The organism is Clostridium facile, from assembly GCF_014297275.1.
GTDB lineage: Bacteria > Bacillota > Clostridia > Oscillospirales > Ruminococcaceae > Massilioclostridium > Massilioclostridium facile.
In genome coordinates, this window is sequence record NZ_JACOQK010000001.1 from 1,870,648 (window position 1) to 1,882,937 (window position 12,290).

A 12,290-nucleotide genomic window follows, 5' to 3' on the forward strand; every position below is an offset into this window, starting at 1 on the left:
GTTGCGTTTGATGGATAAACAGACTAATCTTGAACTGCAAAAAATCGCCTGTCATGTCCGTATGGGCGTTATTGAAGGTGTATTCAATGCAAAATCCGGTCATCCAGGCGGCTCGTTATCCGCCTCTGATCTGTACACATACCTTTATTTTAAAGAGATGAATATTGATCCCAAAGATCCACACAATCCTGATCGGGACCGTTTTGTCCTCTCCAAAGGCCACTGTTGCCCTGGATTGTATTCTGTTCTGGCGGAAAGAGGCTACTTCTCAAAAGAAGAATTGAAATCCCTCCGCCATATCGGCTCCATGTTACAGGGGCATCCAAATATGGAAGATACCCCAGGTGTGGATATGAGTTCTGGTTCTTTAGGCCAGGGAATTTCCGCAGCTTGCGGCATGGCTTTGGCTGGGAAACTAGACAACAAAAATTACCGTGTATACTGCCTGTTAGGGGACGGTGAATGCGAAGAAGGTCAGGTTTGGGAAGCTTGCATGTTTGCCGCCCACAAAAATCTGGATAACCTGTGCATCATTGTAGACAATAACGGCTTGCAGATTGACGGTACTGTAGCTGAAGTTGTTGGTCCAGAACCATTAGATAGTAAATTAGAAGCGTTCGGCTTTGATGTACAAACTATCAACGGCCATGACTTTGAAGAATTGGAACAAGCTTTCCAAAAAGCAAAAACAGTTACTGGAAAACCTTCCGCTATTATTATGAAAACGGTAAAAGGAAAAGGGGTTTCCTTTATGGAAAACCAGGTTGGCTGGCATGGCTCCGCTCCAAACAAAGAGCAATATGATGTTGCGATGGCTGACTTACAGAAAATTCTTGCTGGATTGGAGGAGAAATAACCATGGCTGAAATGATAAAAAAAGCTACCAGAGAAAGCTTTGGGGAAGCAATTGCCGAATTGGCAAATACAAACCCTGATATTGTTGTATTGGACGCTGACTTGGCTGCCGCTACGAAAACAGGAATTTTTAAAAAAGCCCATCCAGACCGTTTCTTTGACTGTGGTATCGCAGAATGCAACATGGTCGGTATCGCTGCTGGTTTAGCTGCCTGTGGAAAAATCCCATTTGCCGCAAGTTTTGCTATGTTCTCTGCTGGACGTGCCTTTGAACAGGTTCGCAACTCGGTTGGATATCCACACTTAAATGTAAAAATTGTAGGCTCCCATGCTGGTATTTCCGTTGGGGAAGATGGTGCAACCCATCAATGCTTGGAAGATATCGCTTTGATGAGGACCATCCCAGGCATGGTGGTATTGAATCCAGCTGACCATTACGAAATGAAAGCAGCTGTAAAAGCAGCTGCGGAATACAATGGTCCAGTTTACCTTCGTTTAGGTCGCCTTGCTGTAGAAAGCTTTAACAACAATGACGATTATACTTTTGAGCTTGGAAAAGGAATTCAGCTAGCTGATGGTGACGATGTAACCATCGTAGCGACTGGTTTGATGGTTGGAGAAGCCCTGAAAAGTGTTGCACAATTAAAAGAAGCTGGTATCAATGCCCGCTTAATCAATATTCATACCATTAAACCTTTGGATGAGGAAATTATCTTAAAAGCTGCCAAAGAAACAGGAAAAATCCTAACCGTAGAAGAACACAATGTGATCGGCGGTTTAGGGGAAGCTGTTTGCAGTCTCCTGTCCGAAAAATGTCCAACTCCTGTAAAACGTGTTGGTGTTTATGATCGTTTCGGTTATTCTGGCCCTGCTGTTGACCTGTTGAAAGACTTTGACTTATATGCAGATGGCATTACCAAAGCAGTGAAAGACTTTTTAGCAAAATAAGATAATTCATGATTGGTCCGGAGATGTGCTATCTCCGGACTTTCTGTTATATCCCGTTTATTATTCAACAAATTATAGATATTATGTTGATAAATAGAACAATTAGACATTTTTTGTTGTGATAATATAATATTTTAATCCAATCACGTATTATTTGAGATGAGGCAAATATCATTTTTATGGAATTATCTCCAATATGTTTTTCATTCTATCATTATCAGACTAAATTTAAGTCTATTATTTTTATATAAAAACAAAACCAACACATTCACATAAGGAATATGTTGGTTTTAAGAAAAGAAAAGGAATAGGGAAAAGCAATGATTATCTTCCCGCCAAACGGGATCTATAAAAATGTTTTTGCAAAACAGGATAAAGTCAAACAAAATTCAACAAAATTTCATATATTAGTATACCGAATTTAAATTGATTATGCTCGTATTATATTGTGTGTTACTAGACATTTTTTGTGTTTTGACAATAAAATGAAATAAAAAAGGAGATAACCATGAACGCCATCTTTGAACAGAGAAAATATGATTCTGATTTTCATGTATGGACCCACAGTTACCGCAACCTCTATTCCCTTCCACATTATCATCCTGAAATTCAAATTATCCGTATTCGTGAAGGTTGTACCAATATCACCATTCATAAAGATACTTATTTTTGTCATGCGGGGGATATTCTTTTTTGTAGGGGAAGTGAACCACACTCAGTCTGCTCTATTCCAGGGCAAAATTGTATCGTAGATTTTATCGCGATTTCTCCAACTGTTTTTCGCTACATTACACGTGCAAATTACCAGGTAAAGCGACATATTCCATTAGAAGAACTTGAAAAGGAAGGGATGGAGGAATTTTCAAACCAAGTATTTTTTATTGTTCAAAAAGAGCTAAAAGAAAAACCGTTTGGTTATCAGGAAGCGATACAATCCATATTAGAACTTTTTTTGGTCTATTATACTCGTTATTTTTTAATTGATCCACCCCAAAAGGTAGAGCCACCAAAATATGCGAACCTGATACGGGTACAAAAGGTGATGAATTACATTGAACAGAACTATTCCCAAGAGATTACTTTAAAAAAAGCTGCTGAACTTATGGGATATGAACCCTGCCACTGTTCTAAAATGTTTAAAAAATTAACTGGTATGAACTTTATATCTTACTTAAATAATGTGAGGATAAAAAAGGCAATCGAAAAAATCCATTGGACGGATCATTCGATTACCCAAATTGCTTTTGAATGTGGTTTCCACAATGTACGAAATTTTAACCGGGTATTTAAAACAGTAACTGGGCAATCCCCTACTGGTTTTTTAAATACGATCTTTCAACAAACTGACTGTGCCCAGTCGGAAACTTCTTCCCAAAATAGCCCAGCTTTTATTTATTTTGAGGAAGAATGGGATTGAATATGTTGATGTTCTAACTCTAATAATGCCTGTTTGATCTCTACTCCTTCCGCATACCCTGTCAGGGATCCATTTTTTCCAATCACCCGATGGCATGGGATAATGACAGCGATTGGATTCCGATGATTTGCCATACCAACAGCACGACAAGCTTTTGGATTTCCCAGTTGTTCCGCAATCTGTTGGTAACTTCTAGTTTCTCCATAAGGGATTGTTTGAAGGGCTTTCCAATCCTCTATCTGGAACTTTGTTCCATGTAAGGAGAGTGGAAGATCAAATTCTTTCCTTTCCCCTGCAAAATATTCTTTTAACTGCTCCATTGCCTGCTCCAGCAATGGAGTTTTTTGTCGTATCGTATTTTCTAGCTTTTTCTCCTGATCCAAACAAAAACAAACATCTGTAATGCCTCTGCCATCCTCCGCAATAGCCATTTTTTGAAAAGGAGCTTTCAACTCCATATACCAAATATACTTCATGTTTTTTCTCTCCTCATGTACTAGATACCCAAGAAAAGATATCCCTGTTATCTATAATCGAATAGTTTATAACATTTAAAACGTCTCTTTCCAACCATAATGATTCTCCGTGAGATATATTGAAAACTGGCTTGAATTTTTTATAAAAATCACTAATTATTATTTCAACTGCATTTACGGTAAATAATTACTTTTTTATTATAACATCAAGGAGGTTAGATGTAAAATCGTACCTATTAGGTTGCTACTTTCATTTTTTATGCGGAACTCTTCTATTTTAGGTAAAAAATACAGCTTAATTTATCCCCTTCTAAACTACATGCTAAAAAGGAATGAAAAATACGAAAAAACAGCACAACAGATGTAATCCAATTTGTTGTGTCATAAAACCAGTTGACAAGTCCACTAAATGACAAAATAAAAAATACTATATTTCTCATCTGTTTTTCTATTTACAAATTGATTTATCTGTCCCTTTTTACATTTCTTCTTATCATTTCCGAACCAAACAAAAAATCAGTTGGCTGACAACAACCAACTGATAAAATGTAACCATTAATCTTCCCATTTTTTTGCATGAGCTTCATTCCATACCTCTGGATCACCAACATTGGTTTCACTGGCACGGAAAACAGGATTTTTTCCAGCTTTTTTCTGAGCAATATAGTCTTTCAACGCAATTAACGCTTTTCTTCCCAACAACATAATTGCCACTAAATTTACCATCGCCATTAAGCCCATTAAAATATCTGCTAAAGTCCACACAGTAGTAAAGTCCATTAATGCACCTACAAAAATAGCGGCGACACAAGTACAGCGGAAAATCAATAAACCTGTTTTAGAATCGCGGATAAATTTAAAGTTGGATTCTGTATAATAATAATTTCCTACTAAAGAACTAAATGCAAACAAGAAAATAGAAATAGTAATAAAGAGAGGGCCAAAATTACCAACCTGATTTTGTACTGCTGCCTGGACATAATTCATACCAGTCAGGTTAGGATCAATTTCAATACCGGATAATAAAAGCATGAATGCAGTTGTGGTACAAATTAAAATAGTATCAATAAATACGGATAACATCTGTACCAATCCTTGTTTTACTGGATGGGAAACATCTGCAGCGGCTGCAGCATTTGGTGCGGAACCCATACCAGCTTCGTTGGAGTACAATCCGCGTTTTATCCCCTGCATCACACAAGAGCCTGTAAAACCTCCAAAAATGGCTTTTATATTAAACGCTTGAGTAAAAATCTTTCCGAACATCTCTGGTACCGCATTAATATTTTTAATCGTAATAAATAGCCCCAGTCCAATATAGATAACTGCCATAACAGGAACAATGCCAGATACAATAGAGCTGATACGATGTACACCGCCAAAAATAACAGCAGCGGTTAATAAAGCCAGAACACCACCTACTACTAGTGGCCAAATTGTTTCATTGTAGTTCGGGATATAATGTGCCAAAGAGGAGCCCGCATTAAAAGATTGCAAGGCATTAAAACCATAGGCAAAACAGGCAATTAATAAAATAGAGAACACAATTCCCCACTTACGGCTTCCCAATGCTTTTTGGATATAATAAGCTGGACCGCCAATAAATTCTGTCCCTTCTTTTTGTTTGTACATCTGTGCTAATGTGCTTTCAATAAAAGCGGAAGCAGCACCAATTAAAGCCAATAACCACATCCAAAAAATAGCGCCATATCCACCAATCGCAGTAGAAGCAGCTACTGCTGTGGCTACTCCTGCAATATTGCCAGTACCTACACGGCTGGCAGTTGATATCATTAAGGCCTGGAAAGAAGAAATATCTTTTCCATCTTTTTTCTTTTCCCCTAAAACGCGGATTGCTTCTGGAAACATACGAAATTGAACGAATTTGGTACGAAAACTAAAATACAAACCTACTAAAATCAACATAATGATTAAGATGTAGGTATACATAAAGTCACTTACGTTCCCCAATAATGAATTGATTAAATCCATAGATTTTAAACTCCTTTTTCGTTATTTTTGAACCACATAATGTATCTATTATACTAAATTTTTCGATTTTTGACTAGGTGATTTTGCATATTAATTGTTTTTCTGTAGTTATTCACGATAAAGTCATAAAAAATTTTTATAATTTATCCTATAAAAGATTTAACTATATATCAATTTTAAAAATTTCTCTTTTATTTTCCAATTATTTTAGTTTGTTATACAAGAAAATAAAAAAACTACTGTTTTTCTTTTCAAAAGATATGGTTAAAACAAAAAGGCTTGTATACACAAGCCTTTTTTGCTATTTTTTACGAGGATAGGGCTTTTTTTCATCTGTTAAACCTGCTAAATAGTCCATACTCGTTTCCAATGCAATTGCTATCTTTCGACATTGCTCAAAGGTGTAATACCGTTTTCCATTCTCTATTTTAGAATAATCACTCTGGTCTATTCCTGTTAGCAACTGCATTTTAATTTGAGTATATCCTTTTTCTTTTCGTAACTGTTTTAACCGCTCCATATCATCACCATATTTTATTATGGCAATTTCCCCTATTGAAATTAGGGGTAAATTGACCTATAATAAAAAAGGTGATTAAATATGGATTTTCTCTTAAAAATGAAAAAAACTTTTACAAAAATCGAAACATATTTTACAGAGGATTCTCTTTCCTCTTTTTTAAAATGTAGTTATGATCATTTATATAATTATCATTATAGTTTTGGAAAATGGATACGAAATTATATTTTATCAGAAAAGGAACTCTTCCATATGTTCCAAAGTGTTGGTATTACCCAAATAGATGATATGTCCAATTTTCTTATTTTATTGTTTTATATGGAACAGCACACAAAGTTATTTTATAATCCACAATAAAAATAAAGCTGCTTTTCTTGAAAAAAATAATTTTAGATATATAATTTAATTGTAGTATTCTAAATCTGAAAAATGAAGTAATAAAACACGACAGGAGGATATAAGTATGGGCATTATGAATAAGATGGTGAATGGCTTAAGCGGAAATCTAAACGAAGTTTCACCAGAATCTTTACAACAAGAATACGGAGCTTACTTTATGGAGGGTGAAACTGTTTACACAGGTTTTCAACTGATCCGTGATGTTGTTATTTTCACGAATAAAAGGATTGTTACTTTTGACAAGCAAGGCACTACCGGAAAAAAGATGAGGGTAAGCTCTATTTATTTAAGCGCAGTTATCCATGTATCCGCAGAAACTGCTGGTTTTGGTATGGATGATAGCCAGGTTGATATAGAATATATTGATTCCCCTTATTATAAAGCAAGCGGTGGTGTTAGCGTGGCAAAACGGACATTTGAATTTCCCAAAAAGTACAACATACAACCTTTATACCAATATTTGCAACAAATCGCATATAATAACCATGAATCATTAAATCAATAAAAACCTTATCTTTTATCATTTCATATTTTCTGATAAAATATTGTCGAATTTTCTGTTTTGTGTTATTATGATATCCTATAGGAGGAAAAAATAATGAAAAAAATAATAACACTACTTACAGTATTATTGAGTCTTAGTTTATTTGTTGGTTGTAGTGCAAAAGAAAGTTCTAATCCATCTAGTATGGTCAGTACAGAAAATAGCTCTTCAAGTAAAACATCATCCAATGACAACACGACAAGTGTAACATCAAATGGAATTTCTGAAACAAATTTAATGGAAGGAGAAGTATATGATAGTGTTGCTTCTATTTATCCTTCCGTGGAGCTAAAAGTGTTAGAAAATCCCTCAAAAGGATTTAAAAATCTTTTAATTTATGTACAACCATCGGAAGGAACATTAGAACAGGCATTTCCAGCCTATTTACGAGCACTAAAAGAAATTACATTGCAGTGTTATCCTGCATTTTCTCATGAAAACTATACGAATGTACTTTTCCATTATGACCCTACCCAAAAGGGCGCTGCCCTCCAAACTGTTTTTTACTTTAAATTAGAGCCTATTCATGATAAATATCGCCTTACCAATGAATCTATAGCGGACTCTATTACAGATTATACATTAAATGTGGCAAATTTGGCAAAGTTGGGAGGAGCTACTGTTTCAGAAAATGAGACAGATATTATGCTTAATGCAATTGCTGATGAAAAGCTTTCTGAGTTAAATGACATTCAATAAAATAATATGGTAAAAGCCTAGATAAAATATCTAGGCTTTTTTATTGTTATATATCATGGACACATCTATATATCCTATGCCTATATCAAATTTTATCAATTTATACACTATTTAATCTATGATACTTTTAATCCTTTTTGACGTAAAAAAGCAATAAATTCTTCTGGAGTTCCTTTTGTAAAAGAATTTTTTGGAAGCATATAAATTAATTTTGCTTCTGAACGAAGTAAAATTAAATTTTTGGTTTGTATCACTTTTTCTATTTTAAAATATGGAACTTTACTAATAGACCCAGTGGAAGAAATATTTTGTATCAATTGGTCCGTTGCGATTATCTTAATATTCATAAATCTTCCGTTCATTATCTCCATATCACGTTTTATTACCGTTTTTGCTGCACGATGATAAAGATAAAATTGTAAAAGAAAAAATAATGGAGCATAGATTGACATAATTAAATTGTAACTGTAATGATAAACAACATATTCAATGATATGATAGACAAAAAACAATCCAAATAAAATATCAAAAACTACCAAAAATGGCCTTTTAAAATACCAATATCGATAGAGCTCCTTTGTAATTGCCAATGTTCTTGTATAGTTATTTTCAAACAAACTATCCATTAAAATATCCTCCAAAACGAAAAAGTTCATGTTATAACAATGTCACGTATCGCAAGCGCTGAAAACCATCTATATGAATATAATTTCAAAAGTTGACACGATACGCAACTTTTCATCAAAAACGTCTATAATTATTCGATTTAACTTTTATTATTTCTTTTTTCTTATAATCCCTATTAGACAAAAAGGAATAACATCTGCTTGCTACGTCATATAAGTTTGCACCACAAAATGAATTCACTTTAACTAGATATAAAAAATCCAGAACGTAAATTACGCACAGACTCAATCTAATTGAGTTTGAGTTACCAAAAAGATGGCCACTATAAACACGAGCACAAAACCATAGACAAAAAATAAAGCCCCGCACGCAAAATGCGTGTTAAGGCTCTCGACACTGGAGCAGGTGACGGGAATCGAACCCGCGTCTTCAGCTTGGGAAGCTGACATTCTACCATTGAACTACACCTGCATATGAAATTTTTTAAACTTTTATTATTATTATACCATAACCATTTTAAAAAGGCAATCCTATTTTTTAAGTTTTTCATAAAATATGGGTTGAAAATAATATCAACTCTTTTATATTATATTTTTCATAAAAAAATCAGTTTTTTTTCAAATAACTATCACATTTCCATCACAAATAAAAACTATACTTAAGTTACTCCTTAAAATTCTTTTTCATAATTTTTCTTTTATTTCTTCTTTTTTCCGCCCTGTTTGTTACAACAGGGCGGTTTTTCCTTTTCTATCTCTATAAAATTTTATTTTGTTGCGGCAAGTTGGGCTCTATTGGTCTAAAAATAAAATCAACATACAAATAAAGTAGATAAACAAATAAAATTAAATTGAAAATCGATCCTACTCTTTGCACGAATTCAAAATACGTAGAGAACCCACCTTGAAAATTCGCTTTTAACAAAAACGCTGCCTGATTGATAAAGGTTATCGCTGTAACGCCTAAATATCCATAAAACATCTTCCAGTTCTGGCAAAAAACAAAACAAAGCAAACTTAAAATTACCACTGGGATTTGATATCGTTCATGCATTTTTGTGCTGAATAAAAAAATAGCATTCATAAACATCGTTGCGTGCAACACCGCTGGAATATGTCTTTTTTGCCAACGCAAATATAAATAAATAAAAACAATCCCTATTAGCAGCAATACACTTACAAGAGTTCCCCAATCCTGATAAGTAAAACTTCCAAAGAAAGGAGAACTATCTGGTTTCCAGTTGTTTGAACCAATTCCATATAAATTAAAGGCATTTAAATTAATATAATTATATTCATCAAATCCCCCTAAATAAATACTTAGAGGAAGCAAAAGATTATGAGAGCCAATGATAAATGGAAGCCAGCCTAATGCACCTACTCCTACCCCTATTCCAATCGCAGAAAAAGCAACCTTTGGTTTGTAATAAAGAAATAACTCCAACAATAAAATGGGAGCCAAATAGGCCATTTGTAGCTTTGTCAAACAGCCTAATGCGAAAAAGATACAAGCCAAGGTTGGGCGTTTCCTTTGGAATGCAAAAAACATAGCCGCAATCCAAAACAGCAACATACTATCCGTTTGGCCCCAAAAGGAACAGTTGAAAATAGTGGAAATATTTAACGCCCACATTGTTGATAGAAATATCCCACATAATTGGTTATATTTTTTACCGATAGCATACAATAATACTACTAACCCAATATCAAACAAAATAGGGATCAACTTAATCCAAAACATCTGTAAAAAACCACTTTGTATTTCTACCGCATGATGGATAGGCCCACTGATAAAAAATAAAAGGGTTGGAAATAGGGGCGGGTAATTTAAACTTTCCACATGAGAATAGGCATTAAACAAGCCCTGCCTCACTCCCTCTGCCCAGGGTATATTGTAGCTTACCGTATCAAATCCATTATAATAACACCCGCCAATTAATAGCCTTAACACAAGCGCAAATACAACAATATATCCAAGCCATACTTTTTCATTGATGTGTATTTGAAAATTATATTTTTGTTCCATTTTTATCTCCTATTTAAGATAATTTATGAACTAGTTTTGTCTTAAAAACAAGTAAAATCAACTACCAAACTTAATTTCTATCCATATTATACTGTATTATGTTATAATTGACAAGTAAAGTTTTTTAAAACAAAATTTTATCAGTAAAATTGCCAGTTTTTTCGTCATAATTTTTCTACTGTTTTTTCTTCTATTCTTTAAAAAAACAACACTTTCTGATCATATTCTTTTTTTATACTATAAGTACTCCTTGAAATTTCTTTTTTCTAAATTTTCTCCTTTTTTGGCCACCTTTTTGGTGGCCATTTTTCTTTCTCTATATTTGTAGTTATTAAATTATTATCACATCTTTTTGTTATTTTTCATATGGTAAATAGGAGGTGAAAGAATGAATAATTTTCAACCAATCGCACATTATCATAGATGTTGTACGCCAAAACCTTGCGTTCCTCCATGCCCTTCTCCTTGTCCACCAGTTTGCTATGTACCTTGTCCCGGTCCAGTTGGACCTACAGGGCCTACAGGACCTACAGGAATTGGAATCACAGGACCTACCGGGGCGACTGGCGCCACTGGCCCCATGGGACTACAAGGTAATACTGGACCTATGGGACCAAGTGGACCTATCGGGTTACGAGGACCAACAGGTCCTACTGGTGCTACTGGTGCCACTGGAGCTACCGGGGCAACTGGTCCTGGTGCAGGAGAAACCGGCCCTACAGGTGCAACTGGTGCTACTGGACCGACAGGCCCACAGGGAATTCAAGGAATTCAGGGTATCCAAGGTATACAAGGTGTTACCGGAACTACTGGTGTTACCGGTGCCACCGGTCCGACTGGGGCTACCGGTCCAACGGGCGCTACTGGCTCTACAGGCCCACAGGGGATTCAAGGAATCCAAGGTATCCCTGGGGAACAAGGCGCCACTGGAGCTACAGGTGCAACTGGCCCAACAGGTATTATCGGTCCTACCGGAGCTACGGGTGCTACTGGTCCAATAGGTGTTACCGGGCCTACTGGTTCAACAGGAGTTACTGGACCTACTGGTCCAATAGGAGTTACCGGACCTACCGGAACTACAGGTCCAACTGGTCCAACGGGAGTTACCGGGCCTACTGGACCTACTGGACCTACCGGGCCACGAGGTTCAGATGGGGCAGAAGGAGCCATTGGACCAACAGGTGCAACTGGTGTTACTGGTGAAACTGGGCCTACTGGAGCAGCAGCAACAATCTCTTTGGGAACCGTAACTACAGGAGAACCAGGAACTGACGTTGTTATTACAAACACAGGTACAGATGAAAATGCTGTATTTAACTTTACAATTCCACGTGGTTTTGATGGCGGCGGAACGGTTCCTCTAGATGTTTTAACTGCTTATTCTACCCCACCTCAAGTGGGAACTGAAAATACTGAACTCATATTTGACCGGAATGGAACTTTATTTGGAACTTCAATACAACATGCAGAAAATACTTCAGAATTCACTATTAATGGATCTGGTATTTATTATGTTTCTTTCCATGGAACTATTTCTCCTGTTTCAGGAGTTACTTTTCCCATTAATATTTTAGTAAATCTACAACAAGATGGCACTATTGTAAGTGGAAGCGAAGTACAACATACGTTCCATACCTCTACTGAAAATGTCAATGTTGCTTTTTCCACGATTATCACAGCTAATCCAAATACAACATTCCGTATTGTTGGAACAGGTGGACAATATTTTTATTCCTCCATTGGAATCAATATTTACAAAATTGCGAATCTTCCATGAGAAATTAAGAT

The 12,290-nt window shown here is 35.6% G+C and carries 12 protein-coding genes and 1 tRNA gene; 7 read left to right on the forward strand and 6 right to left on the reverse strand.

All coding sequences use genetic code 11. The annotated features are described in order from the left end of the window. Window positions 1–10 precede the first annotated feature (10 nt). From H8Z77_RS07790 to H8Z77_RS07800, 3 genes are all read left to right on the forward strand, one after another. On the forward strand, window positions 11–856 hold the full coding sequence (locus tag H8Z77_RS07790; protein WP_069987370.1) for a transketolase: 846 nt from the start codon (window positions 11–13) through the stop codon (window positions 854–856). Between the two features lie 2 nt (window positions 857–858). After that, complete coding sequence (locus tag H8Z77_RS07795; protein WP_069987371.1) at window positions 859–1,803, forward strand: transketolase family protein; 945 nt, start codon at window positions 859–861, stop codon at window positions 1,801–1,803. Between the two features lie 508 nt (window positions 1,804–2,311). After that, window positions 2,312–3,220 carry a helix-turn-helix domain-containing protein gene (locus H8Z77_RS07800; protein ID WP_069987372.1) on the forward strand — a complete coding sequence of 303 codons (909 nt, stop codon included), beginning with the start codon at window positions 2,312–2,314 and terminating at the stop codon, window positions 3,218–3,220. Here H8Z77_RS07800 and H8Z77_RS07805 read toward each other — a convergent pair. The 3 genes from H8Z77_RS07805 to H8Z77_RS07815 form a co-directional block, all read right to left on the reverse strand. Next, complete coding sequence (locus H8Z77_RS07805) at window positions 3,196–3,696, reverse strand: methylated-DNA--[protein]-cysteine S-methyltransferase (protein WP_186996669.1); 501 nt, start codon at window positions 3,694–3,696, stop codon at window positions 3,196–3,198. The genes H8Z77_RS07800 and H8Z77_RS07805 overlap by 25 nt on opposite strands. Window positions 3,697–4,251: 555 nt before the next feature. After that, on the reverse strand, window positions 4,252–5,688 hold the full coding sequence (locus tag H8Z77_RS07810) for an alanine/glycine:cation symporter family protein (RefSeq protein WP_186996670.1): 1,437 nt from the start codon (window positions 5,686–5,688) through the stop codon (window positions 4,252–4,254). Between the two features lie 301 nt (window positions 5,689–5,989). Further along, entirely contained in the window at window positions 5,990–6,208 is a 219-nt protein-coding gene (locus tag H8Z77_RS07815) for a helix-turn-helix domain-containing protein (protein WP_069987375.1), read from the reverse strand. 99 nt (window positions 6,209–6,307) lie between these two features. On the opposite strand from H8Z77_RS07815, the gene H8Z77_RS11720 reads away from it, so the two are divergent. The 3 genes from H8Z77_RS11720 to H8Z77_RS07825 all read left to right on the forward strand — a co-directional run bounded on the left by H8Z77_RS11720 (window position 6,308) and on the right by H8Z77_RS07825 (window position 7,850). Next, window positions 6,308–6,565: a DUF6794 domain-containing protein gene (locus H8Z77_RS11720; protein ID WP_366472184.1), complete on the forward strand. Its 258-nt coding sequence runs from the start codon at window positions 6,308–6,310 to the stop codon at window positions 6,563–6,565. 106 nt (window positions 6,566–6,671) lie between these two features. Next, window positions 6,672–7,112 carry a PH domain-containing protein gene (locus tag H8Z77_RS07820; RefSeq protein ID WP_186996671.1) on the forward strand — a complete coding sequence of 147 codons (441 nt, stop codon included), beginning with the start codon at window positions 6,672–6,674 and terminating at the stop codon, window positions 7,110–7,112. 93 nt (window positions 7,113–7,205) lie between these two features. Further along, on the forward strand, window positions 7,206–7,850 hold the full coding sequence (locus H8Z77_RS07825; RefSeq protein WP_069987377.1) for a hypothetical protein: 645 nt from the start codon (window positions 7,206–7,208) through the stop codon (window positions 7,848–7,850). A gap of 116 nt (window positions 7,851–7,966) precedes the next feature. On the opposite strand, the gene H8Z77_RS07830 is transcribed toward H8Z77_RS07825, so the two are convergent. From H8Z77_RS07830 to H8Z77_RS07840, 3 genes are all read right to left on the reverse strand, one after another. Further along, complete coding sequence (locus H8Z77_RS07830; RefSeq protein WP_186996672.1) at window positions 7,967–8,476, reverse strand: YcxB family protein; 510 nt, start codon at window positions 8,474–8,476, stop codon at window positions 7,967–7,969. A gap of 398 nt (window positions 8,477–8,874) precedes the next feature. After that, a tRNA-Gly gene (locus H8Z77_RS07835) sits at window positions 8,875–8,948 on the reverse strand. 285 nt (window positions 8,949–9,233) lie between these two features. Further along, window positions 9,234–10,502, reverse strand: a complete 1,269-nt coding sequence (locus H8Z77_RS07840) for a putative hexosyltransferase (RefSeq protein WP_186996673.1) — start codon at window positions 10,500–10,502, stop codon at window positions 9,234–9,236. A gap of 388 nt (window positions 10,503–10,890) precedes the next feature. Here H8Z77_RS07840 and H8Z77_RS11725 point away from each other — a divergent pair, with 388 nt between their 5' ends. Beyond that, the gene (locus tag H8Z77_RS11725) at window positions 10,891–12,279 is read left to right on the forward strand and encodes a collagen-like domain-containing protein (protein WP_186996674.1); all 1,389 of its coding nucleotides are present in this window, start codon (window positions 10,891–10,893) and stop codon (window positions 12,277–12,279) included. Window positions 12,280–12,290 lie beyond the last annotated feature (11 nt).